Annotated in this window: 18 protein-coding genes; 5 read left to right on the forward strand and 13 right to left on the reverse strand. The window is 43.1% G+C overall.

All coding sequences use genetic code 11. The features are described 5' to 3' along the window. Positions 1–167: 167 nt before the first annotated feature. Positions 168–1,505 (forward strand): N-succinylarginine dihydrolase, encoded by a 1,338-nt coding sequence (astB, locus tag ACVBIO_RS08315; protein WP_447172385.1) that lies wholly within the window; start codon positions 168–170, stop codon positions 1,503–1,505. Positions 1,506–1,821: 316 nt separating this feature from the next. Here astB and ACVBIO_RS08320 read toward each other — a convergent pair whose 3' ends face one another. Further along, entirely contained in the window at positions 1,822–4,245 is a 2,424-nt protein-coding gene (locus ACVBIO_RS08320; protein WP_447172386.1) for an Ig-like domain-containing protein, read from the reverse strand. A 217-nt stretch (positions 4,246–4,462) separates the two neighbouring features. On the opposite strand from ACVBIO_RS08320, the gene ACVBIO_RS08325 reads away from it, so the two are divergent. Further along, complete coding sequence (locus ACVBIO_RS08325; RefSeq protein ID WP_447163422.1) at positions 4,463–5,791, forward strand: dicarboxylate/amino acid:cation symporter; 1,329 nt, start codon at positions 4,463–4,465, stop codon at positions 5,789–5,791. 480 nt (positions 5,792–6,271) lie between these two features. Here ACVBIO_RS08325 and ACVBIO_RS08330 read toward each other — a convergent pair whose 3' ends face one another. From ACVBIO_RS08330 to ACVBIO_RS08360, 7 genes are all read right to left on the reverse strand, one after another. Beyond that, positions 6,272–7,576: an inosine/guanosine kinase gene (locus ACVBIO_RS08330; protein ID WP_447162079.1), complete on the reverse strand. Its 1,305-nt coding sequence runs from the start codon at positions 7,574–7,576 to the stop codon at positions 6,272–6,274. A 259-nt stretch (positions 7,577–7,835) separates the two neighbouring features. Beyond that, positions 7,836–8,831 carry a ferrochelatase gene (hemH, locus tag ACVBIO_RS08335; protein WP_447172387.1) on the reverse strand — a complete coding sequence of 332 codons (996 nt, stop codon included), beginning with the start codon at positions 8,829–8,831 and terminating at the stop codon, positions 7,836–7,838. A 150-nt stretch (positions 8,832–8,981) separates the two neighbouring features. Further along, positions 8,982–9,626 carry an adenylate kinase gene (gene adk, locus ACVBIO_RS08340; protein WP_447162081.1) on the reverse strand — a complete coding sequence of 215 codons (645 nt, stop codon included), beginning with the start codon at positions 9,624–9,626 and terminating at the stop codon, positions 8,982–8,984. Between the two features lie 430 nt (positions 9,627–10,056). Beyond that, positions 10,057–10,902 (reverse strand): co-chaperone YbbN, encoded by an 846-nt coding sequence (locus ACVBIO_RS08345; protein ID WP_447162082.1) that lies wholly within the window; start codon positions 10,900–10,902, stop codon positions 10,057–10,059. Positions 10,903–10,990: 88 nt separating this feature from the next. Then, positions 10,991–12,910: a molecular chaperone HtpG gene (gene htpG, locus ACVBIO_RS08350; protein ID WP_447172388.1), complete on the reverse strand. Its 1,920-nt coding sequence runs from the start codon at positions 12,908–12,910 to the stop codon at positions 10,991–10,993. Between the two features lie 186 nt (positions 12,911–13,096). Beyond that, positions 13,097–13,696, reverse strand: coding sequence for a recombination mediator RecR (gene recR, locus ACVBIO_RS08355; protein WP_447162084.1), 600 nt, complete (start codon positions 13,694–13,696; stop codon positions 13,097–13,099). Between the two features lie 236 nt (positions 13,697–13,932). Next, positions 13,933–14,916 (reverse strand): DUF4862 family protein, encoded by a 984-nt coding sequence (locus tag ACVBIO_RS08360; protein ID WP_447163424.1) that lies wholly within the window; start codon positions 14,914–14,916, stop codon positions 13,933–13,935. 419 nt (positions 14,917–15,335) lie between these two features. Here ACVBIO_RS08360 and nagA point away from each other — a divergent pair, with 419 nt between their 5' ends. Both nagA and ACVBIO_RS08370 read left to right on the forward strand, forming a co-directional pair. Further along, positions 15,336–16,493 carry an N-acetylglucosamine-6-phosphate deacetylase gene (gene nagA / locus ACVBIO_RS08365; RefSeq protein ID WP_447172389.1) on the forward strand — a complete coding sequence of 386 codons (1,158 nt, stop codon included), beginning with the start codon at positions 15,336–15,338 and terminating at the stop codon, positions 16,491–16,493. A gap of 18 nt (positions 16,494–16,511) precedes the next feature. Further along, positions 16,512–17,417 (forward strand): dihydrodipicolinate synthase family protein, encoded by a 906-nt coding sequence (locus ACVBIO_RS08370; protein WP_447162087.1) that lies wholly within the window; start codon positions 16,512–16,514, stop codon positions 17,415–17,417. Between the two features lie 390 nt (positions 17,418–17,807). On the opposite strand, the gene nagB is transcribed toward ACVBIO_RS08370, so the two are convergent. From nagB to ACVBIO_RS08395, 5 genes are all read right to left on the reverse strand, one after another. Continuing rightward, entirely contained in the window at positions 17,808–18,614 is an 807-nt protein-coding gene (gene nagB, locus ACVBIO_RS08375; protein ID WP_447172390.1) for a glucosamine-6-phosphate deaminase, read from the reverse strand. A 36-nt stretch (positions 18,615–18,650) separates the two neighbouring features. After that, a complete protein-coding gene (locus ACVBIO_RS08380) occupies positions 18,651–19,523 on the reverse strand; it encodes an ROK family protein (RefSeq protein ID WP_447172391.1) in 873 nt (290 codons plus the stop codon). Beyond that, positions 19,520–20,275 carry an N-acetylmannosamine-6-phosphate 2-epimerase gene (locus ACVBIO_RS08385; protein WP_447172392.1) on the reverse strand — a complete coding sequence of 252 codons (756 nt, stop codon included), beginning with the start codon at positions 20,273–20,275 and terminating at the stop codon, positions 19,520–19,522. The genes ACVBIO_RS08380 and ACVBIO_RS08385 overlap by 4 nt, the downstream gene beginning before the upstream one ends. A 23-nt stretch (positions 20,276–20,298) precedes the next feature. Further along, positions 20,299–22,977 (reverse strand): sodium:solute symporter family transporter, encoded by a 2,679-nt coding sequence (locus tag ACVBIO_RS08390; RefSeq protein WP_447172393.1) that lies wholly within the window; start codon positions 22,975–22,977, stop codon positions 20,299–20,301. Between the two features lie 254 nt (positions 22,978–23,231). Continuing rightward, on the reverse strand, positions 23,232–23,936 hold the full coding sequence (locus ACVBIO_RS08395) for a transcriptional regulator NanR (RefSeq protein WP_012154766.1): 705 nt from the start codon (positions 23,934–23,936) through the stop codon (positions 23,232–23,234). Positions 23,937–24,136: 200 nt separating this feature from the next. On the opposite strand from ACVBIO_RS08395, the gene ACVBIO_RS08400 reads away from it, so the two are divergent. Beyond that, on the forward strand, positions 24,137–24,949 hold the full coding sequence (locus ACVBIO_RS08400; protein WP_447172394.1) for an alpha/beta hydrolase: 813 nt from the start codon (positions 24,137–24,139) through the stop codon (positions 24,947–24,949). Positions 24,950–25,061: the final 112 nt, after the last annotated feature.

Raw genomic sequence — 25,061 nt, forward strand, 5'->3', positions numbered from 1 at the left:
ATTTCATTATTAGTCATCAAGCAAGTATTAGTTGTGCATTTCGATTCAAATTCAGCATTTTTGTCAATTATCGTTCGCTTGTGTGGCACTCACGCTTCAGTATACTGACCACAATAATTACAACTCAGAAAAGATATTACAACCTGAGATACCCTTAAGGATAAAGAATGAAGCATTTTGAAGCGAATTTCGACGGACTCGTTGGGCCAACGCATAATTACGCTGGTTTATCATTTGGTAACGTCGCCTCATTAAATAACGCCGCTGCAACCTCAAGCCCAAAAGATGCCGCGAAGCAAGGGCTCAAAAAAGCAAAGGCCCTCGCTGATCTCGGTTTAGTTCAAGGAATGCTTGCACCTCAAGAACGCCCAGACCTACACACGCTTCGTAGAATCGGTTTTACAGGCACAGATGCAGCGATCCTCTCTAAAGCAGCAAAAGACGCCCCAGCGCTACTACGAGCTTGCTGCAGTGCATCAAGTATGTGGACTGCTAATGCCGCCACAGTCTCTCCAAGCGCAGACACACACGACGGTAAACTCCATTTCACCCCTGCGAACCTTGTCGACAAGCTTCACCGCAGCATTGAACCCATTACAACGGGCAATATACTCCAAGCTACGTTTAACGATAGCCGTTATTTCAAACATCACCAACATCTGCCAGAACATGCCAGCTTTGGTGATGAAGGGGCTGCTAACCATACTCGTCTTTGCGATGAGTACGGACATGCTGGTGTAGAGTTATTTGTTTATGGTCAAGAAGCCACGAACCCATCAGCACCTAGGCCACAAAAATTCCCCGCTCGTCAAACACTAGAAGCGTCGCAAGCTGTCGCCCGCCTACACCAATTAGATGATGATGGCACAGTTTATATTCAGCAAAACCCGGATGTGATTGACCAAGGTGTATTTCACAACGATGTGATTGCCGTCGGCAACCAAAACGTGTTGTTCTACCATGAGCAGGCGTTTTTAAATACTCAGCAAAAGCTCACTGAGATTAAGCGCAAATTTGGTGACTCTGCGCTGTACTTTGTTGAAGTACCAACCTCAAAGGTTGCTATTCAAGATGCCGTAAAGAGTTATCTGTTCAATACCCAAGTCGTTACCTTACCTTCAGGTGAAATGGCAATTATTGCGCCAACTAACTGTCAAGAGAACCCAGCGGTTTTCGCTTACCTTAACGAACTTGTCACTCTTGATACGCCGATTAAGCAAGTGCTTTACTTTGACGTTAAGCAGAGCATGCAAAATGGCGGTGGCCCAGCCTGCTTACGCCTTCGTGTTGCCATGAATCAAGACGAAGTTGCCGCAGTAAACCAGCACACCTTGATGAACGATGGATTATTCACACGCTTAAATCAGTGGGTTGATAAGCATTATCGTGACCGCTTACTCGTTGAAGACTTAGCCGATCCGCAGCTTATCATTGAGTCCCGCACAGCACTCGATGAACTAACACAGATTATGCAACTAGGTAGTATTTATCAGTTCCAGAGATAAGCTTCAGCTTCAGCTTTAACTTTAAACATAAATAACCACCATTAAAATTGGTGGTTTTTTTTGCGTGCATTTAGCTGTTCATTCAATTACCCGCTAATAACATTCATATTGAGCAAAAATTTTACATCTGTGCTTTATGACATAAGACACATCAACGACTAATAGATCTTACCATTATCTATGAACCCTACAGGTAAAAACCTACAACATAGAAATCATGATTTCAGCTAAAAAAAAGCCCTGCGATTGCAAGGCTTGTTAGCTAATACTATCTGTCCCGTCCTGAAATAAGTTGACAGTTAATAGTGATAATTCATTAATGAATAGTCATAGGTATTGTAGCAATCAGAGTTAAATCGCCTTTAGGCGTTACAGCTTCTATAACTAATGTCCCTGATTCCGGGTCATCAGCGCCCTTAATCACTACACTGTATGACAAAGCACCATTTTTATTAGTAGAGGCAATAGTAAATGTGCCTTTACTTGCCAAGCTACCAACTGATGGCTTAAAGGTCAAAGTTGTGCCAGATGGTAACGGCTGATTATGCAAATCACTGACGATAATTGATACTCCACCTGTCGACTTACCAAAAATATCGAGAGTGTTATTATCGTTTAGACCATCACATGGGTCGGCTTCACCAGCTATATCGGTACAGCTATCTGAAATGACAGGAGCCGATGAATATGCATGGCTACCCGCCATAACGATAACAGCACTGGCTCTGACATTTAATGATTTATTTGCCGTTGAACAACCTGAATGCCCCGTACCATTTACATCAAGTGCACATAAACTGCCGTTATATAGACCATCAGCAGCATCGAATACACTATTATTGTTAAAGTCAGCAAAGGTTTCTAAATCACCACCGTCTTCTCCTGTCGTTTCAGGGTTATAGACAGTGTCTTCGTTATGATCAACAAATGCTTCAGCCAGATCATAGCTATTACCTGAGACGTTTGGCTTGGTTTCAAAGTCCGAAACTTCGGCAGCATCAAAACGTCCATTACCATTGGTATCAGGGAATGACTCTTCACCGATAGCTGTTGCAAGAATAGTGACGCGACCGCCATAGGGCTGGCCCAACTTTGGCGTTAGCGAGGGAGCACTATCGAGTATTGCACCTGTTGGTCTTGGGTTTTGACTAGTCCACTTTACAGAGCAAGTCCCCTTTAACGTTATGCAAGATGGGTCAATTGAACCACCTTCAGTCGTGAACGATACCGCAGTTCCATCAGGTACAGGGTTGTTAAAGGCATCGGCCAGTCTTGCTGTGACATTAACTTCAGTCCCATCGTAATCCCAAGCTTCAGGGCTCGCATTATCAACCGATAAAGAGAAACTATCTTGATCCGGTAAACCTGTTGAAATCACCAGTAAATTTGACTGACTTGATATTTCAGGTGTTTTCCCGTCAACAACAGCTGTCACTCTGACCGATGTTGCTATAGTACCGGAGTTGACTACTGTCCGAGCAATGCCATTAGCGTCAGTTTTAGCATCGAGAGGACTGATTTTTATTCCACCAGTTTCAGTATTTAGTGAGAAGTTTACTTGCTGATTAGTAACCGGAATACCATTACGATCAAGTACTTTAAACTTAACAGTTGAGGCTTCTGAACCGCCTGTGCCTTTTAAACGAATATTTTCAGGTAATGCTTCAACAAAATAGATGCTGCCTACACTTGCTGGTAGTACTGTCAACTTAGCAGATGCTGTTAGTGCTTTACCACCGACGTTAGCACTCACATTTACGCTATCTTCCCCAACACAACCTTTTGCAAGGTAGGTACTGGTTGCAACGCCATTAACGGCAATAACTGGTGAGCTAATTTCAGCTTCTGGTGTTGCTTTAGCTGAGCAGATAGAAGAAAAAATAACTTCAGCAGGCTCAGTGAATAACTTGCCCTGATCATCTTGCAAGATGACCGAGATACTTGCTGTACCACCAGCAGAGACGCTCACAGGGGTAATTGATGCAACACCTGATTCAAACGGTGTGCCGCTCCCCATAAGGACGTTGGTTGCCCCAATCGTAAACGGCAAATTAGCCGTTTCACCAGATAATAATGTCACTATTGCATTAGCAGCTCCTGGTTCTGCACCTGCCAAAATTTGTACCGACGCTTTTCCATCTTCAGTAACGGCTGTATTAATAGGAATTTCACCACGACTTGTCGTAAAAGTCACAATAGTTTCTTTAGAAAGCCCAGTAACGGTAGCGACCAAGAAACCAGGTGATAAACTACTGATCCCTGAAGTAGGCTGACCATTTTCATCAACTAAGCTAATGGCAACCGATGCACCATTCCCCGCGTCACCGCCATCACCAACCATAGTCACATTAATACTGGCAGTTTCTCCAGTAGAAGTGGTTGCAGTGACCGTGGCGCCTGTACTAATAGAGGCCGTGCTTAAAGTGACGACGGCATTGCCTTCAGCATCCGTTGAGACTTCACCTGTAGCTGGATCGAAAGAGCCGTAGGTTACATTATTCAATGAAAACGAAACTAACGTGCTGACCGCTGCTCCATTTGAATCGGTCACTTTAGCTGTTATCTGCGCATTTTCTGCAACCGAAATAAGTGAATTAGTAGTACTTAACGCTATTGAAATTGTCGTTGGGTCAGGACTAGTACCACCGTCTCCGTCTTCAGAAATACTTCCTCCCCCACTACAACCAACGAGAATAAACGACCATATAAAAGCAATAAAAATGCTATAAGCTGACTTCATTGTCAGACTCCCTGTTACTCAGATTATTATTTTTGATAACTATCAAGCTACCTAGCAACTCACATTACACAATTTTCCCATAACTTTCCCACAATAAACATCTATTTATTTGCAAGAACCCTGCAAAACTTAACTTTTACCCCATTTCCTCGGTGACACTTTCTTGCTAGGCTTTATGACGCAAATTGAAAAGCATAAAAATTATACAGGAAGCACTATGTCTGCTACGAAAACCAAAAAACTCGGCTTAACGAGTAAAATTATTATCGGTATGTTTACCGGTATTATTCTCGGGCTGTTATTACGCAATCTGTTTCCAGAGAGTGACTTTGTCAAAGAGTACATCACAGAGGGTGTGCTCAATGTAATCGGTACCATCTTTATCTCAAGCTTAAAAATGCTTGTTGTTCCTCTTGTTTTTGTTTCATTAGTCTGTGGTACTTGTTCACTGAGTGAGCCTTCTAAAGTGGGTCGACTCGGTGGCAAAACCATCGCGTTTTACTTGTTTACCACTGCGATTGCACTTTCAATGGCCATTTTAGTGGCTATTGCAGTCCACCCAGGTAACGCCAGTATGGTCACTGAAGGCATGCAGTTTGATGTCAAACAGGCACCAAGCCTTTCAGATGTACTGATTAACCTTGTCCCCACTAACCCACTGCATGCAATGAGTGAAGGTAATATGCTGCAGATCATCATATTTGCGGTGATCTTCGGTTTTGCTATCTCGCATATTGGCGAGCGTGGCGCACGTGTTGCAGCGCTGTTTAACGACCTTAACGAAGTGATCATGCGTGTTGTTACGCTAATCATGCAGCTTGCTCCATATGGTGTGTTTGCCTTGATGGCAAAACTTGCTCTAACACTGGGCATGGAAACCTTTGGTAGCGTGGTTAAATACTTCTTCGTAGTACTTGGCGTATTACTTATCCATGCGTTTGTTGTTTACCCTGTGTTGCTTAAAGTATTCTCGGGACTTAATCCATTCACCTTTATCCGTAAAATCCGCGACGTACAGCTATTTGCCTTCAGTACGGCAAGTTCAAATGCCACATTGCCTGTGACGATTGAGACTGCAGAGCACCGTATGGGCGTTGACAATAAGATTGCCTCTTTCACCTTGCCACTAGGTGCGACCATTAACATGGATGGCACCGCAATTATGCAAGGTGTTGCAACCGTCTTTATTGCTCAAGTATTTGGTATCGAGCTAACCATCACCGATTACGCTATGGTTGTGGTAACAGCAACCCTTGCCTCTATCGGTACTGCTGGTGTGCCTGGTGTGGGTCTAATCATGCTTGCTATGGTACTAAACCAAGTAGGCCTTCCTGTTGAAGGTATCGCATTGATTATTGGTGTGGATAGATTGCTTGATATGGTCCGTACTGCGGTTAACGTCACTGGTGATACTGTTGCGACTGTCGTGATAGCCAAATCTGAAAACGAGTTTAATGAAGACATCTTCAACGATACTCAAGCGGGTAAAGTCGCTCCAGGCTTTAACGCTCAGGTACACGCTGAAGAAATGAAGTTGAACAAATAAACATATTCGTTCAACCTAAAAAGGTAGCCTAACGGATCAATGCCGATCGTTTAAGCGTAAAATGAGAAATTAGCTAATATTCTAAAACGTTTAAAAGCAAAGAACCCAGTGAAAGCTGGGTTCTTTCATTGTAAGCCTTTAATCGAATCGCGGGATATAGGCTTATCCGAATAGCATTAATCCTAATGGATGCCTTTTTACTTTCTATTTACTGGCTAACTCGTCAGGTTGCAACCTTTACGGCATAGCATTGCCAATGCTGGCCCATTAGCTACAGCGATTGCTCAGTAGAATTGAGTTTCTTTAATCCTCTCGAAGGTACGCCGCCAACCATACAGTCTACCGGTACATTCTTAATGTATTCGCTCATATCATTAATTGTTTAAATTAAAATGATAGATTCAAAAAAGGCATAACTCGAATTAACCAAGTTATGCCTTTCAAAAAGATGTCGCTATTAGGCCATAAAGGCCGCTGTGCTTATCTTTCCCAGTACGACTCTTCTAAGCTATCTTCACGCTCTGGTAAGCCGCGAGAAAGTCTTGGGCTATGCTGCGCGAGTACTTCATAAGCAACGCGGTTTGCGTACTTACAAATTTGCGAGAACGACGAATAACACAGGCCATCACGCTTGTGCTTGCTCGAACCTGGCACATTGGTCTTATGGAAAGTGTTAGACGCTAAATCATGCAATAGCGCCGCTAATGCACCATCACCGGCGCCGTTAGTATTACGAATAATTTCTGGGCCGCCCATATAAGGTGAAATATGTGCGTACACCTTTAATGGTGATTCACAATCTACTTTTAATTTAGGACGTGAAAACTCATAACGGTTAAACTCTGGAATAGAGCCCGGTAGCAGAGTGTGGCTGGTTTCGCGCTTTTCAGAATCTTCAGTGTAACCCGCGGTATAAAGCCCTAAAGGACCCGCCGTTGTTAACACCATGTCACACCACTCAAGCGCTGCTTCACTGGCTTGCAGTGGATCGCTAAAGCCAGTTAACGCTTCACCTTCATCTTCATTCATCGCCAAAATGGTCACATGTTCGTTAATGAACTCCTGCCACCATTTAGGATCTTCTTCAATGAGGAAACGCGTACCAAGCGTTAACACCACAGGCACTTCAGCTTCTTTAGCATAGTTAATCGCCGTCATTGCCGCGTCAGTGATCTGATCGTCACCACTTGCGCGCATCAAATACGCGGTTAAGATCAACGCAGAGCCACCTTGAACCACTTCTTTATCGATATATTCCGGCGTCATTTTGTCCATTGAGCCTTTGCTGATAGCAAAAGTACGCTCGCCGCACTCAGAGATCAGCGTGAAGCAACGACCAATTGGGCCAGCGACTGGCTGAAGGTAGTTCAAATCGACTTTAGAAGAGGTATTACACAGGTAACGATAAGCATAACTGCCAATTTCAATGTTTTGGCTCATAACGCCAAACAGTACTGAGCGGTCGTCAGCTAAAATAGAATAGTTATGAACCGTATTACCAATGGTGCCACCCGCGAACTCGTCACTGATAAGCTCTTGTTGTTTCAACTCGGTATAAAGCGCGTGTGCTCTATCATCATCGATTAAAGTTGAGTTGCCTTTAGGTAACTCATATCGAGTCAATAGCTCATCTTCCACTTTCGCCTCAATATCTACAAGCGTCTGATCGATACCAGAGATGTAGGTTGAAATTGGCAGAGGCTGTTGGATCAACTGCGCAAGCAGAGGATCACGATTTTTAACGGGAAAATAGTGTTTAGACTTACGCTGACCTGGAAACTTCATATAGAGCTCTCTTTCATTCGGCATCCATGCAAAATATAAATTAAAACGGGTAAGTTATCTCAAGTTGTTTATTCTAATTCGAATAAACAAACTCTGCACTTCTAGCGACTAACGCGATAAAAATTTTGTCTTCAACGTTATAGCCTAGTCAAAAACCAAGCCTATAAGATAGATTCAAAAGGCTAGATGCACGAAAAGGTGGGCGATTTTACCACAACCCTCCTCTTTCGCTAGCTGAAATCACCCAATACAGCAGAAATTAATGCCAACCTTGAGTTTGTTTTTGAACAATTTGGGCTAATAGTTGAATATGTTGCTCTGAATCATTCAAACAAGCAATAAACTCGTAACGTTCACCACCAGCAGACAGAAACGCCTCTTTGCCTTCTTCAGCGATCTCTTCGAGTGTTTCCAAGCAATCACAAGAGAATGCTGGGCACATAATATCCACTGATTTTATCCCTTGCTTGGGTAAGTCCTCTAATAACTGATCAGTTGCTGGAGAGATCCATTGCTCTTTTCCAAATTGCGATTGAAAACAAACTCGCCATTGCTCTGCAGTTAATTCAAGTTGTTCAGCCAACAGTTCAGCGGTTCGTTGGCATTGCTGTTGATAAGGGTCGCCTTCGGTCACGTAGCGCAGCGGTACGCCATGAAACGACATCAATAACACTTCTGCCTGGCCTTTGGCCTGCCAATGGTTTTTAACCGACTGCGCTAAGGCTTGGATATAGGCGGGATGATCAAAGTACTGCTTATTCATACGCATTTCTGGGATATTACGCTCAGCTTTTAATAGCTCGGCTAGCGCATCATAGACCGGCGCAACAGTAGAGCAGGAATATTGAGCGTAAAGCGGCAGAACGAAAACCTTATCAACGCCTTGAGACGTTAAGTTATCAAGGCCTGTCTGCAGTGATGGATTGCCATAACTCATGCCTAATTCAACAGGAATAGATTGTCCAAGCGTCTCTTTTAATAACATCTTGAGTTTATCGCGCTGTTTCTGGCTTATCACCATTAGTGGCGAGCCATCTTCCCACCAAATAGATTGATAGAGTTTAGCGACTTTTGACGGGCGGGTGTTCAATATGATGCAGTTTAAAATCGGCTTCCAGATCCACGGTGATAAATCGACCACGCGAGGGTCACTTAAAAACTGTTTTAGGAATTTTTTAACATCAGCAGCAGTTGGTGAATCAGGCGTACCTAAGTTTACTAACAACACGCCAAATGGAGGCACAGAGTCACTCACATGAATTCTCTTTTTAGTAAGATATTCACGTCAGGCTATCACTGCAAAACGCATAAAAAAAGCCCATTTAAATGGGCTTTTTCAAATATGAGAACTAGCTCATAAACACATATTTACTCGAGTATTTTTTATACTCTGTAAGCGTTGTTTTTAGCCAAGAACCGTAACGATCTCTTCGCTAACAGTCGCTACAGACTGAGTGCCGTCAAACTTGTTATAAGTCACGTCACCTTTAGCTGCAATTGCGCCGTAGTATTCTACTAATGGCTTAGTTTGCTCGTGATAAATATCAAGACGCTTACGTACTGTAGACTCTTCATCGTCAGGACGGATTGCTAAATCTTCACCAGTTACGTCATCTTTACCTTCAACCTTTGGTTGATTAAAAACGATGTGGTAAACACGGCCAGAACCAGAATGAACACGACGACCGCTCATGCGCTTAACGATCTCTTCGTCAGGCACGTCGATTTCAATCACGTGATCAAGTGCAATACCGCTTGAAGCCATAGCATCTGCTTGCGGAATAGTGCGTGGGAAGCCGTCTAATAGGAAACCTTTAGCACAATCATCTTGTGCTACACGCTCTTTTACTAAGCCAATGATTAGCTCATCAGAAACCAACTGGCCAGCGTCCATGACTTTCTTAGCTTCTAAGCCAAGTGGAGTGCCCGCTTTTACCGCTGCACGTAGCATGTCGCCTGTTGAAATTTGAGGAATACCGTACTTTTCCATGATGAATTGGGCTTGGGTACCTTTACCGGCACCTGGGGCACCTAATAGCATAATGCGCATCTGAATCTTCCTCTTAATTTCGCACTGTGATACCAACATCCGCCTAGAATAAGCAAAAAGCTGTCTAGTCGATGGGTATTGTTATGTTTAGGGCGGCGATCTTCGCATAAATAGCCGCTATTTTGAAGCTATTTTCATTCGACTTTAGCATCAGTCATAATAAAAATCTTTGATACTAGGGCTGTTAATCTTTCGAGCTTAGCTTTTGTTCGGATCCAATCGTTTTAGTGCAAAGCATAAACAATGATGATTAGCTAGCTAAGCAAAAAGCGTGTAACGCAGCAATAGAACGATTGAAGCGCCGCGCTTCTTGGCTATTTTACTGCGTTATAGGCTATATGTGGAGAATGGCTAAGCGGCATAACCTTTACCTTATCAAATAGCCAATAAACAGCGGCAAAAGTAACCGTGAAAGGTCAACCATCACCAATCAGTAAAGTAAAGTGTAGAGTTTGCGTCTGTATTGATTAGCTAAGCTATTGCCTTGCCCTAACGCGGTTAAAATCTCTAAAAAAAGTCCCTTTACCTTGCCATCTAATGCGGAAACATCTTTTTGCAGCGGTGCAAACAACAAAGCTAATGCTTCATCGTTACGTCCTGCTTGATGCAATGCTTTCGCTAACTCAACTGCTAAGGCTAAGTTATCAGGGGCATTGTCTACATCTTGTTGCAGCTTCCTAATCTCGGGCGTATCGGCAGCATCTAACGCTAAGGCTAACTTTGCCTTTAGACTTTGATAATAACTGTCTTGATCAGCCAGGCCTACAGAGTCGAGTAAACCTTGAGCATCTTCAAGTACACCCAGTGACAGATAAACATCGGCTAATGCTAACGCGATTTCTGGCAGTTGCTTGTCGCTATACGCCTCTTTTAACAAAGGCAAAGCGCCAATGGCATTTTGCTCGGCTAAAAATACACGTGCTTGATTAAGCTTAAGTTGCCACTCAGCGGGTAGATGCTTATCTAGCATCTCTAATATTTGCGGCGCTTCTTGTACACCAGCAAAACCATCAACCGGTTTACCTTCATGCAAAACTAGGGTGGTTGGCAAACTTTGGATCTGGAAATAATTAGCAATTTCCATTTCTGTTTCACAGTTAACTTTAGCGAGTACAAAACGGCCCGCTTGCTGCTGTGCAATATTCTCAAGGGTCTGCATCAAGGCTAAGCTCTCAGGGCTTTGACTCGCCCAAAAGGCCATCACAACGACCTGCTCCATCGAAGCATCGACTACTTGTTGAATATTTTCTTTAGTCAGTTCTAGAATCGATTCCATAACTTTCCTTTAGCTTTCGCCTGAACTTATACCAATCTGGACCATAAAAAAGAGGCAGTGTTACTGCCTCTTTAATCATAGCTGCTAATTACTTAACGTTAGCTAGTAGCATTTGGTTCATTAGCTTAATAAACGCAGATGGGTCAGCTAGGCTGCCTTTTTCCGACAACAATGCTTGCTGTAATAATAGCTCTGACCACTGTGCAAATTGCTGCTCGTCTTGCTCGTCATTTAAACGTGCTACTAGAGGGTGCTCAGGGTTTAGCTCAAATGTTGGCTTAGACTCAGGTACATCTTGCCCTGCTGCTTGCATAAGCTTAATCATTTGCGTTGACATCTCGCCTTCACCAGCAACCACACATGCAGGAGTATCAGTTAGGCGGGTCGTCACTTTAACCGCAGACACTTTATCACCTAAGCTGTCTTTAACGCGCTTAACTAAGCCTTCTGACTCAGTTTCAAGTTTCTCTTGTGCTTCTTTCTCACCCGCATCTTCAAGCTCACCCAGTTCAAGATCACCACGTGTAACTGAATGTAACTTCTTACCGTCAAATTCAGTTAAGTGATTAATCAACCACTCATCGATACGCTCTGACATCAACAGCACTTCGATGCCCTTCTTACGCAGTAATTCAAGGTGTGGGCTGTTTGCAGCAGCTTCATAGCTGTCGGCGACAATGAAATAGATCTTAGACTGACCTTCTTTCATACGTTCAACATAATCTGCCAGTGATACATTGGCAGTCGCTTCACCGGTATGCGTCGATGCAAAACGTAATAGGCCAGCGATACGTTCTTTGTTAGCAAAATCTTCAGCTGGGCCTTCTTTTAGCACTTGGCCAAATTCGGTCCAAAAAGACTGATATTTTTCAGCATCATTCTTAGCAAGCTTTTCAAGCATGCCCAGTACACGCTTAGTTACAGCAGTGCGCAGTGCCGTGGTGACTTTATTATCTTGTAAAATCTCACGAGATACGTTCAGAGGTAAGTCGTTTGAGTCGATAAGGCCCTGCACAAAACGTAAGTAACTTGGCATAAACTGCTCTGCATCGTCCATCACAAATACACGTTGCACAAACAGCTTTAGACCATGTTTACGATCGCGATTCCACATATCCCAAGGCGCTTTAGCCGGAACATAAAGTAAACTCGTGTATTCTTGCTTACCTTCTACACGGTTGTGACTCCAAAGTAATGGGTCAGCAAAATCATGAGAAAGGTATTTGTAAAACTCTTTGTACTCTTCCTCTGACACATCGCTCTTGTTACGAGTCCAAAGTGCTGTCGCTTTGTTGATAGGCTTCCAGCTACCTTCAACTGCTGGCGTTGCTTCAGCGCCCTCTTCTGTTGCTTCAACCGCAGGCGTGCCTTCTTCATACATCTCTACCGGTACAGAGATATGATCTGAGTACTTAGTGATGATTGAACGTAGGCGATGGTCATCTGCAAACTCTTGCTCATCTGCACGCAGATGTAATGTGATTTCAGTACCACGGTTTTGCTTAGAGATAGTCTCAACGGTAAAGTCACCTTCACCCGCAGACTCCCAAAGTACCGCTTCATCAACGCTATGACCTGCAGCGCGAGTGCGTACAGTTACACGATCAGCAACAATAAAAGCTGAGTAGAAACCAACACCAAACTGACCAATTAACTGTGAATCTTTTGATTCGTCACCTGAAAGGTTTTTGAAAAAATCTGCGGTGCCTGACTTGGCGATTGTGCCTAAGTGTTCAATCACACCATCGCGCGTCATACCAATACCGTTATCTTCAATCGTTACGGTACCTTTCTCTTTATCGGTGCTAATGCGAACCCGTAGTTCGCCATCACCGCCATAAAGATCATCGTTTGTAAGGGCTTCATAGCGTAGCTTATCTGCCGCGTCTGCCGCGTTAGATACCAACTCACGCAAAAAGATCTCTTTATTCGAGTACAAAGAGTGGATCATCAAATGCAGTAGTTGTTTGACTTCAGTTTGAAAGCCGTGCGTCTCTTGTTGTGACATGAAATGTTCCCTTTAAAAATCAGTTTAAATAAAGCTTACAAATAAGATGGGGCTATAAAATGGCTTTTCAAGGGAGAAATGCTGCATTGGTTTCAATTGCACAAAAAAAAACCAGTCTGCGACAATGCGTTGACTGGGTTTAATTGCGTTTTTTATATGCACTTCATCATGCAAAGCACACAAACATTAAATCGGCAAACGTCCGTTAAAAGAAAGCGCTAACGTGGTGCTATCAACATACTCCAGCTCACCGCCGACGGGTACACCATGGGCAATTCGGCTAACGGTTAGTTGGTGACGCTTTGCCATATCGGCGATATAGTGCGCAGTGGCGTCACCTTCAACAGTGGGATTAGTCGCTAAAATAAGCTCATTGATATCACCTGACGCTAAATGCTGCTCAAGTAGCGCCAGCCCTAACTCTTCAGGGCCAACACCGTCAAGCGGAGATAAGTGCCCTAATAAGACAAAGTATCGCCCAGAAAAATGACCGCCAGCCTCAATTGCCAACACATCCGCAGGAGTTTCAACTACGCAAATCACATCTGAATGACCACGCTTTGTACTGACACAAATTGGGCAGTAAGTTTCCTCGGTGAAAGTACGACATGACTGACAATGTCCGACATCTGACATCGCTTTAGCTAGCGAGTCAGCAAGTTTAGATCCCGCTTTACGGTCACGCTCTAACAGCTGAAACGCCATTCTTTGGGCTGATTTAGGGCCAACACCAGGTAAACAACGAAGTGACTGAATGAGCTCATCAACGAGTGGACTAAATTTCATTTAACGTTCCGCATAACAAGGTGCTGCACACCTCTAAAATTGAATTAAATAGCCAAAGGAAAAAGCTTTGCTAAATAGATTGGTTGGGGATGTTAACATAGAAAGCCTGAATTTGAGCGTGATTTCACGTTAAATAAAACCAGACATACTCTCTAAAATCCCCACCGCTTCACGGCTAAATTTGCCGTTAAAAACACTTAACTTTAATTAGAAATCTAACAGCTCCTAGTCCCATTTTAAGAAACTGACGTTCCATTTGGTTCTAAAGCATGATCCAACAAGGTCAGTAAACTTTTTATATATGAAACACGTTGCTCAACATCGGCTCGGTTTGGTTGCAAAGAAATTTTACCGCCGATAAAGCTCAAGCTGTGCGGTTGACACGCCTGCAATGAATTTGCGATCTCTTTAAAGGTCAATAATGAACCTTCGGCATAACTTGGAATATAGAGATCTTTAGCAGGAGGCATGTGGGTATCCTTCCACTTGCCATACGGCCCTTCAATATCACTGGCTCCCGAAAATATAATGCCTTTCAGTAATCCGCTCTGCTTAGCCAATTCAATGTGCTGTAAAGGTCCGTTAGTACTGCGAGCCTCAATTGCCGAACGCCCCCAATTAATACTAATACCTAGGTCACTCTGTAGTTTACTATTAACGTATTGTGCAGCCGAGATCTCATCTTCTAAACGCATAAATCCTTTTTCTGCATCTTGGCCTTCTATATAGGCATCACAATGCTCAATAACCAGTTTTGCTCCGTGCCAATCCCACGACAACATTGTCTCTAATGAATATTGTAAGGCTGTAACAGACGATGTTGAATTTTTTGATATTTTGGGAGCCGTATGAATCTTAAGAAAACTTACCGCCTCCCGTCCAAGATGATTATTTAATGTAATAATCGCTTGTTGAGCCTGCTGATAAAAAACTAATGCGGCTTGTCTACCGGCTTCATTTGTTGACGCTATACCGAAGTGGGGATTACTCGCTAACTGTCCCATCACTCCTGGAATAGAGGTAAATACAAACTGCCAGTCCTTACTGACATTACTTAAAAACCATTCATCATCATAAGGATGTAACTTACCGACAAAAGGATGTTCAATACCAATAATGTTTTCTTCTGACTTTAAATGTTGATAATACTGTGTCTCAAGCTCAGGCTCCCAACCTGCAGCCGAAGGAGCAGTAGCATATGCGCCAACAATATATTCCATCAATCGTTTTCCTTATCATAATAAAAACCTAACAGGTATACCTATTACACCACCATGTAAGTATAGATGCAATTTTGTTTATGGACATTCGTTTGCATAGCTAGTACTGCTATGCCTCAATAGCATCACAGCTTGCACATCAATATCTAATTTAACTAATCAGCCTGCGGGTTTGACCCTCACAGAGATAACATCAATCCAAAATAGACTCGTGCGCAATTCACTCCCCAACAAGCATAAGCCACATCAACACGAAACTTTTCTTTGACAAAAAACAAACAACTGGTACATTGGTATAACAGGTTGACGAGATACCTGTTATGACAGGTAGCGCAACTGGCTAACCTTACACTCACTCAGCGCCGGATCATAGAACCGCATCAAGTGGGATTGTCTTCAGCAATAGAGCCTAATAAATCATGATTACGACAGTGATAGCCGAGCAAGTATTTAATGGTAGAGAGATCTTGGAAGATCAGCCAATCACTTTCCAAGATGGTAAAGTGATTGCTTTTGATAGCGTAAACAACGCAAAAGAATTCAAAATTTCAGGATTATTAACCCCAGGCTTTATTGACGTTCAAGTTAATGGTGGTGGCGGCTATTTGTTTAATCAGCAAACTCACTTAACGGCTCTCGAAGCTATGGTGCATGCCCACAGTCGTTATGGCACCACTGGGTTACTTCCAACGCTAATTACCAGTGATTTAACTACATTAAACAATGCCGCAAATACTATCGCTGACGCCATTAAAAAACGGCTTCCAGGCGTTATAGGTGTTCACTTTGAAGGACCTCATATCAGCGAGCCCAAAAAAGGGATCCACAATAGCCAGCACATAAGGGCCCTAAGTGATCAAGAAATGGCAGTGTATTGCCGTAACGACCTAGGTATAAAAGTGGTCACCATCGCACCAGAGTGTGTGACAACAGAGCAAGTAAAATCGCTGATAGCACACAATGTTAAAGTATGTTTAGGCCACTCAAATGCAAGCTTTGAACTCACTCAAGCAGCGCTCGATGCTGGCGCAATCGGGTTTACTCATCTATTTAATGCTATGTCGCCACTCACATCCCGAGACCCCAATATGCTAGGCGCTGCGCTTCTTGATAAAAAGAGCTGGTGTGGCCTTATCTTAGACGGCCATCACGTGCACCCTGCAACGGCAAAGCTTGCTACCAAAGTTAAAAGCAATGGAAAAATGATGTTAGTGACTGATGCAATGTCTACCATTGGTAGCAACCAACAAACATTTGAGTTTGATGGTCATCAAATACAACTCAGCACTAATAAGTTAACCAGCCAAACAGGTCAATTAGCAGGCTCTGCATTAGATATGATAACGGCGGTCAACAACGCCCAAACTATGCTAGATATTTCACTAGAAGAGTCTCTAAGAATGGCAAGTGTGTATCCAGCAGACTTTCTCGGCATTAATACAGCCACGCAATTACTTGCAATAGGCGCTAATGCAGACTTCACCGTACTTGAAAAGAGTAACCAAACAAGTTTACACGTAAACCAAACAAGTTTACACGTAAACCAAACATGGATTGATGGCAAACAAATATTTTAATTTAAATAAAGGATTACCATGAAAAAACTAACTGGATTAATCGCAGCACCGCATACTCCATTTGATATTAATGGTGATGTTAATCTGCCTGTTATCGATCAAATTGCCGCACTGCTCATCAAACAAAATGTTAAAGGTGTTTATATTTGCGGCACAACAGGCGAAGGCCTCAATTGCTCCGTCAATGAGCGAAAAGCGGTAGCAGAGCGCTGGGTTAATGCCGCACAAGGTAAACTAAGTATTACAGTTCATACTGGTGCCCTATCCATTGTTGACACGCTAGAGCTAACTAAGCACGCCGACACTCTTGATGTATTTGCAACATCCGTTATTGCACCTTGCTTTTTTAAACCCAGTTCAGTCGATTGCCTTGTCAAATACTGCGCAACCGTCGCGGCCGCGGCGCCAAGTAAAGCTTTTTATTACTACCACTCAGGAATGTCGAATGTCATGTTTGATATGGAACAGTTTCTTATCAAAGCAGATAAAGTCATTGATAACCTTGCAGGTATAAAATTTAACCATGTCGACTTATATGAGTTTCAGCGCTGTAAGCGAGTAGCCAATGGTAAATTCGATATTCCATTTGGTGTCGATGAGTCACTGCCAGGCGGGCTCGCTGTAGGCGCTATCGGCGCTGTTGGTAGCACCTATAATTACGCAGCCTCGTTGTATTTGGACATAATTGATGCGTTTAACAAAGGAGAGCAACAAACTGTCACTCACTTAATGAATAAGGTTATTGGCCTTATTCGACCTCTTGTGCAATATGGCGGAGTCGCGGCAGGGAAAGCGGCGATGCAACTACATGGGATTGATGTTGGCGATCCTCGCTTGCCAATTAGAGCTCTATCACCACAAGAAAAAGAGGAGGTCATCGTGCAAATGAAAGCCGCCGGCTTTATGGAGCATACAGCTTCATAACGCATGATGCTGATGCTATCGCTTATTTTTTATGTTTAAAGGCCAAGTCGGTAGCTTTAACCACCCCATTTGGCCAACCCAATAAGTAATAGTAAGCCGAACTCGTTAACACCTAGATTTCCTTAGACTTTCGATATATAGCAAAACACCAATATTTTAAGTGTTTTATAGTGAGGTCGCATTTAATGCACTATATATCAAACCATCATCATCTTGATGATGGTTTTTCTTTATCTATAGCAACTCAATTTAAAATTGATTTATCCCCTTCTTTAAACTCATACAGTTGACTCGCTTTCGATTGATTATTCTTATTTTGTGGCAATAAAAAAGCCATATTAAACAATATGGCTTTGTAAAGAAGCACTTAAATTAACTGTCGCAAACAGGCTAGCACATTGTTAATAGTCCGTGACTATCAGTCACTTTTTGCTGCTCTTTATCGGCCCACAAAAAGTAATCTTGCTCAGTTAGCTCGCTAGCGGCGGCCTTATCGATAAGAATAATCGCATGCTGATGTAACTGTAACGCTGATGCAGGACACATGGCATTTAATGGTCCGGTGATCATTTGCTTCACTGCCGACGCTTTATTTTTTCCTGTAGCCATCAACAACACATAACTAGCTTCTAAAATAGTGGCAATCCCCATAGTCATAGCCATTGTTGGTTGAAATTCACCTTGACCAAATAAACGGCTGTTATCTGTTAACGTTTGCTTGGTTAAAGTTTTTATTCTGGTGCGTGATGACAGACTCGATGTTGGCTCGTTAAAACCTATATGACCATTTGCACCTATGCCCAATATTTGCAGATCGATTCCACCTTTATCTTTTATCTTTTGCTCATACGCTTCGCCTTGGAGGCGAGGATTTTGCTCTGAGCTACATGTAGGTAAATACGTCCGACTAGGCGCAATATCAACATGACCAAATAAATGCTTTTGCATAAAAGTACGGTAACTTTGAGGATTCTCAGCCGCAATATTGTGGTACTCATCAAGATTAAATGTGGTGATATCGGCAAAGCTTAAGTCGCCATGTCGATATTGCTCCACCAGAAGCTCATATAGACTAATTGGCGTGCTTCCGGTAGCTAAACCTAAAACTGCCGCAGGCTTTTGTTTAATGACTTCTGTTACCCATTGCGCTGACTTTTCGGCAACTTGCTCTGGGGTATCTAAAATAATTACTTGCATATCAATTCCAATATCAAGGTAAAACACTGGCATCTATTAATCACAACCAATTACCGAATCGGCATACAAAGCTGCACCAATAAGGTCGGCATGCTCTCCAGAGACAGGGGCAACGAGTTCGACGTGGTAGATTTTTGGAAGTGCCCTTAATTTGGTTTTTATTCGCTCTTGGAATAAGTTTGTAGAGCCGACACTGCCGCCTAACACCACGATACGCGTTCCTGTTAAGGCTCTAATGTTAGCGATAAGCTCAACAATGGTATCAGTTGCCTGCTCTAGTAGCTGGGCTATTTCTGGATGGGATAAATGCTCATTAAAAACGGTTTTGCAGCTAACACCTTTATTTAAAATAGTTGACGCTTGATTAGCGATAGCCGTCCCTGAAGATAGGGCCTCGACACAGTTAAACCTGCCACAATGACACTCAATTGCAGGCAAACCTGACCGACTCACTGACATATGCCCAATGTGCGCACAAAATCCATCATCAGCCATCACTAACTTGCCATTTTGAACAATGCCACCACCCACACCGGTTGAAACGGTAATGTAGGCCAAAGTATTGTCTGACCTATCAGGCCTTAAGGTATATTCAGCCCAGGCTGCAGCGGCAGCATCGTTTAACATAACAACAGGTAAACCAAAGCCTATTTCAAGTTGCTGCTTTAGCGGTAGCGAATCGTTTGCAGATAAAAAGTTAACTAGCTCTGCTCCCACAAGCCCAGTACAGGCTACCGCAATCGTAAATGCCTGCTCTGCCCAACCTTCACATAAGTTAACAAGGTAACTTGCAAGGTTAGCTAAGTCTTGATGGATAATTGAATCAACTTTCCTGAGTTCAATGACTTTAGTCCCCTTGATTAACGCAGCCGATATCTTGGTGCCGCCAACATCAATTGCGATAATCATGTAGCCAAGGCTCCTATACCGTCTTGGGCATTTTCACTTGCCACTACACTGGTATTACCGCCCGCTTCAACGCCAGCCACAAACCACTGAGTAATGTGTTCCACACGCGTAATTGCGGATCCAACAGTAACTGAAAACGCGCCAAGCCCTATGGCACATGCTGCCCGCTCTGGTGAGTTATAACGCCCTTCTGCAATTACATTCAGCCCCTGACTTACCCAGCGGCTCACCAAGTTATAATCAGGCTCAAAAGGAGGGGCTGAGTTATCGGTGTAACCAGACAATGTACTGCCAATAAAAGTACAACCATGTTGAGCCAGCATTATGCCAACCTCATAGTCAGCACAATCTGCCATAGCAACACAACCTGCCATGTGGATTGCCTCTAATAGCTGTAACATTGATGCAGGGCGGCTCCTGTCTGTTCCATCAAATGCAATAATACTTGCGCCAGCCTTTGCTAGCGCATTGACATCATCAACATATGGCGTGATACGCACAGCGCTATCAGCTAAATCTCTTTTTATAATTCCGACAATTGGCACAGGGCTTACCTTGGCCACCGCTCGTACATTCTCGACTCCTTCGATTCTTAGCCCTTTGGCTCCACCTTTCACGGCAGCCTGCGCCATAGCCACAACGTGCTCAACCTTGTCCATCGGACCATCATCTACTGGCTGACAAGAAACAATCAAAGAGTGCTTCAACGACAATAATAATTGCTTTTCTAACTCTCTATTTACCACTGACATATCCCCTTGTTAAAGCCTAATATTTACGATGGTTTGATGGCGACTGAGTCCATTGTGTAGAGTGTTAACCCAGTTAAGTCTTTATTCGCGGCTTTCATGTTTTGTGTCAGTAAGCTGGCAAGGTAGCCAAACACTAGACAAGACACGATTCCTATCGTGGCGTACAAGTAACCATTCGCCCATCCCAACTGCCAAGCTGAAACCATGGTTGCAACGCCAGCTAAAATTCCGACTATCGCGCCAAATGAATTAGCCTTTTTAGTCAATGCTCCCAGCACAAATAAACCTCCTAACGCCCCCATAAACATGCCTATGATCTTAAAATATGCCTCCATTAAGGAGCGAATTTCAGGGTCAATAAAGATAAGGCCCGCTAAGGTTCCCAATACGCCCATAATAAACGTCAGCCAACGTGCGGCGCTCATATAGCCTTGCTCTGTTTTTACCAAATTAAAGGGGCGTATAAAGTCAGTCACAAGAGTCGTGGCAATGGAGTTCATGCTAGTTGAAACTGTGGATTGTGCGGCGGCGAATATCCCGGCCACAATTAAGCCAGCTAGCCCCACGGGCAGCTCTGTCGCGATAAAGGTAGGGAATATTTGATCTATTTGAATCGTAGGATCTAACTTCTCAGGATGGGTTTGGTAAAACGCATACAGCCCAGTACCAATACAAAAAAACAATAGCGCTGCAGGCGCGGCAATAATGGCATTTGCCCAGATAGAACGACTGGCTTCTTTCGGGTTCTTAGTCACCATGTAACGCTGCACTACGGCTTGATCTGCCGTATAACTTGATAGATTCTGGCCAATACCACCAATTACAACGACCCAAATAGACAAGGTAGTTATGCTATCGAGGCTAAAATCAACATCCACCATGGTAAATTTATTATCCGTAAGACCAATACTAATAAACTCAGCCATACCTCCGTCTAACCCTGCAATGATGACGATAAAGCACAGCACTGCACCAATAAGTAACACTATGGTTTGTAAGGTATCAGTCCAAATCACTGCCTCAATTCCACCCATAGTGCAATAGATGAGACAAAGAACTCCCATTATCAATACGCTCTCACTCGGAGATAACGGCGTAACAGCAGACAAAGCTAATGCAGTAAGTGCCATAACAATACCCATGCGTCCTACATGGAATAGCGTAAATAAACCACTAGCAAATAATCTGACGCTCATATTGAAGCGTTTTGAAAGGTATTCGTAGGCGCTCGTTGCATCAATCTGACGGAAAAACGGCATAGCAACATAAATCGCAATAGGGGCGACAGCAATGATCATCCAGATCCCCAATAACAATAGCCAGTTGCTCTGAAAAACCACCGCGGGTAACGCAACGTAAGTTAACGAACTCAACATGGTGGCATAAATTGAGCAAGCAGCGGCCCACCAAGGAATCGATTGACCACCACGAAAATAATCATTAGTGGTTCTATTTTTGAAAACGAAGAACAAGCCAACCAAAACGACAAATACTAAATATGTCACTAGTACCGTCATGTTGATCCAACCAAAATCCTTAGCTGGTCGCTTTAATGATGCTTGCCATAATGTAGATGCAGAGCGGTTATCAAGACTAGGGCTTAGTGCATAAACATAACCGTTTGCAGTCATGGTGCTTTCAGTGATCCCGCCACTAAAATCGGCTGGAGTATTGCGATTATCATTCGCCGTTAAATATTGCGTCCAACTATTAGTTATCGCATTAAATGCTAAAGTATCGCCCTTATCGGTAAAGGCGAGTATGTGTGAATGGCCGAATGTTGCCAGGCTATTTACTTGCTGATTAAAGTCATTATTCGTCTCTGAAATGTCGCCGAGTTTTTGCCATTGATTAGCGAGAGTTTCAATGGCTGGATTAAACTTCCAAAAAGCCGTTAAGGGCAGAGGAATATGGCTTGAATTCGGCTCTTGGTTTAATAGACGATAGCCCCCTATCGCATATATTTTTTCACCACTGCCATCATTTTGAACCGCTAACTGCACACCATTTTGATAAGTGGTACTTTCACTTGGTAATGCAGGTAAAGCGCGCCAAGCGCTCTTGGCTGCGAAGCGTTCAAAATCAAATTGATTGTTTGAAAGCAAATTTTTACCTGCTGTTAACGCGCTCAAATCCAAAGCGAAAAACTGGTTATTTGCATCCATCACCGTTAATACATACACAGTGTTTTCGACAATGACAGCTGATGGCGATTTTACGGCGACGGGGAGTGGCGGTAATAAAAAACTCTCTAATACAGAAGCGCTCTGTTGCCATACCAGTAGATTGACTCGATTCGATGCTTGCTGCGCATTAATGCCACCAATAACAAGTGTCCCCCCAGCAAAAGGAGCAGTAGCCGCATAGGCTCTATTGCCATCGTTCGCCGATAAAGAAGTCGGTACCACTGCACTATCGGCGGTAACAATATAAACAAGCTGAGATTGCTTAGCGGTTAGCAGCATGTTTTCAACGATTAATGGTTGCTCTTGAGTGAACGATTGAGTGAACGGCTCAAACTCCAACCCAGAGGAGATAATAACATGCTCACCTTGCTCACCTATGAACGCACCAGCACCTAAACGAAATGGTCCAGAGAGCTCCGTCTCGATCTTTTGCCAGCTGACAAACGTTTCAGCGACGGCAAGTAGCGGCATCATTAACATCAAACAGAATGCTAACTTTATTAGTTTGTTGGTCATATGTTTCAAATATTAGTGGTTAGCTGTATACCTGTTATACCACCATGGAAACATCAGGGCCACAAAAAACAACAATTAATTTAACGCTAAAGCAACCTCGCGCTTCGATTTTCAAAAGCGCTCAAACTGCGCGCAATAAAAAAGGGCTATCGTAAGATAGCCCTTAGAATGAATAATTCATGTTTTAATTAAGCTCAAAAATAGATAAGCAGCCTTTACTGAAAAGACTGCTTGAGCATGAAAATATTTCTCTACTAATCGTAATACTTATCAAATACATATTGTATGTGTTGAGTTAACTTTTTATCCGCTCCCTCTACATCACGATTTTTAATGCATTCTAAAATATCGACATGGTCTTGATGGCTTTTAGCGTTTAACTCTTTAACGTTGGTTTTAGCCGGTCTAGCATCAATAACCCAATCAACTAGCGCTTGGTGAATGGCCAAAAAAATGGGATTACCAGGTATTGATGCTATGACATGGTGAAAATAGATATCGGTTTTTTTAAATTGGCTTTCGTTATCTATTGCTTTGCCATTTAATGCGACCGCTTTTTCTAACTCTTCAATTTGTTCACTTGTTGCAAACTCAGCCGCATGGCGCACTAAGCTCGATTCAAAGAAGCTTCTTAGCTGATCAAAATATTGCAATCCGTTAGGCTGCGATAGAAAGTCTTTTGACATTCCAGATAGCTCAGAAATAATGGTTTCAGGAGAAGGTCTACTCACACGAGTTCGTTCACCGCTGCTAATTTTAACTAAGCCTTTGCGTGCAAGTGCTGACAAGGCATCGCGAATTGAAGGCCTGCCCACTCCAAATGCCGCCATTAACTCTCTTTCAGACGGCAGCGCTTCACCTTCGGCTATTTCACCTTGGCGTATCATCTGTTCCAATTCTTCTTCAACGGTTTCTGAAAGTTTTTTTCGTTCAACAGGACGTTTAATAGTAATTGGCATTCGAAGTTCCTTTAGCACCTAACAAGTTTTATACCTATCTAGCTATCATACCAGTGGTGCTATGAATGTATACACAATTATCCAAAATAGATGCATCATCGATAGCAAAAGTAAACTTTGGGTTTACTTTCATTAAACATTGACCCTTTGGTACACCTATTATACCGTTGAACAATTATCAACCACATCAATACAAGACTATGAATAAGCATCAGCTAAAAAAAGTGTATTATGGTATTGATAGTCAACAGTTTGCCCACCTTTATACACCGAGTCATAAAGAGAAACTAACAGCTGTTGTTATCGTGATTCATGGTGGTTATTGGAAGGATAATCATACTCTTGAAACATATGCTACCAGTGCAATTGTTGATTACTTGCAAGGCTTTAATGTCGCAATATGGAACTTAGAATATCGTCGCATGGATAGTGTCGGCGATAATATCAAGGCGCCATGGCCCGCAACATTTAAGGATATTGCAGCAGGCATAGACATGCTTCAACATATTAGCCTTGACGAAGGTTTGGACTTAAGCCGGATCCTATTAATCGGGCATTCTGCTGGCGGACATTTGGCAACTTGGGCGGCTTCTAGAACGAAGATATCTCAAAGCAGTCCCCTCTTCAGCCCACAAGCACTTGCTATTCGAAACGTTATTTCTATTAGCGGCATACTAGATTTAACCGCAGCAGATGATCTTGAACAGCCTCAGCAAATACATAGGCTAATGGGAGGAACGGTAAAAGATTTTCCTGAGCGTTACCAAGCATGCAACCCAAGCGACTTACCCGCAATGCACCTTAACTTAACATTAGTGCATGGTGAGCTCGACACCTGTGTCAAAATTGCTCAGCTCAAGCGCTATAAAGACCAAACAAGCCAAGATATAAAGCAAATTAGTATAGCAAATGCAGACCATTTCTCGATGTTACCCCATGAGGGGGACTGGCAAGAGTCTCACTGGGCGGTTATCAAACAGCTTATAGCAGATGAAATCGACGCCTTAGCTTAACGGCTCGAAATGTAAACTGTTAGCCATACTCATGGCTAACAGTCTAGGTTTCTATTTCATAGCGACACATACATAGTCATAGCTTCACTGCCATGGATAGCACAGTAAAAGC

Source organism: Shewanella sp. 0m-8 (genome assembly GCF_052977265.1).

Excerpts from the sequence above, each read along its gene's own strand:
- ACVBIO_RS08385 (WP_447172392.1), bottom strand. The coding sequence starts at position 20,275 with ATGTCAGTGGTAAATAGAGAGTTAGAAAAGCAATTATTATTGTCGTTG.
- ACVBIO_RS08325 (WP_447163422.1), top strand. The coding sequence starts at position 4,463 with ATGTCTGCTACGAAAACCAAAAAACTCGGCTTAACGAGTAAAATTATT.
- astB (WP_447172385.1), top strand. The coding sequence starts at position 168 with ATGAAGCATTTTGAAGCGAATTTCGACGGACTCGTTGGGCCAACGCAT.
- adk (WP_447162081.1), bottom strand. The coding sequence starts at position 9,626 with ATGCGCATTATGCTATTAGGTGCCCCAGGTGCCGGTAAAGGTACCCAA.
- nagA (WP_447172389.1), top strand. The coding sequence starts at position 15,336 with ATGATTACGACAGTGATAGCCGAGCAAGTATTTAATGGTAGAGAGATC.
- recR (WP_447162084.1), bottom strand. The coding sequence starts at position 13,696 with ATGAAATTTAGTCCACTCGTTGATGAGCTCATTCAGTCACTTCGTTGT.
- nagB (WP_447172390.1), bottom strand. The coding sequence starts at position 18,614 with ATGCAAGTAATTATTTTAGATACCCCAGAGCAAGTTGCCGAAAAGTCA.
- ACVBIO_RS08380 (WP_447172391.1), bottom strand. The coding sequence starts at position 19,523 with ATGATTATCGCAATTGATGTTGGCGGCACCAAGATATCGGCTGCGTTA.
- htpG (WP_447172388.1), bottom strand. The coding sequence starts at position 12,910 with ATGTCACAACAAGAGACGCACGGCTTTCAAACTGAAGTCAAACAACTA.
- ACVBIO_RS08345 (WP_447162082.1), bottom strand. The coding sequence starts at position 10,902 with ATGGAATCGATTCTAGAACTGACTAAAGAAAATATTCAACAAGTAGTC.
- ACVBIO_RS08390 (WP_447172393.1), bottom strand. The coding sequence starts at position 22,977 with ATGACCAACAAACTAATAAAGTTAGCATTCTGTTTGATGTTAATGATG.
- ACVBIO_RS08360 (WP_447163424.1), bottom strand. The coding sequence starts at position 14,916 with ATGGAATATATTGTTGGCGCATATGCTACTGCTCCTTCGGCTGCAGGT.
- ACVBIO_RS08330 (WP_447162079.1), bottom strand. The coding sequence starts at position 7,576 with ATGAAGTTTCCAGGTCAGCGTAAGTCTAAACACTATTTTCCCGTTAAA.
- ACVBIO_RS08370 (WP_447162087.1), top strand. The coding sequence starts at position 16,512 with ATGAAAAAACTAACTGGATTAATCGCAGCACCGCATACTCCATTTGAT.
- ACVBIO_RS08395 (WP_012154766.1), bottom strand. The coding sequence starts at position 23,936 with ATGCCAATTACTATTAAACGTCCTGTTGAACGAAAAAAACTTTCAGAA.
- ACVBIO_RS08320 (WP_447172386.1), bottom strand. The coding sequence starts at position 4,245 with ATGAAGTCAGCTTATAGCATTTTTATTGCTTTTATATGGTCGTTTATT.
- ACVBIO_RS08400 (WP_447172394.1), top strand. The coding sequence starts at position 24,137 with ATGAATAAGCATCAGCTAAAAAAAGTGTATTATGGTATTGATAGTCAA.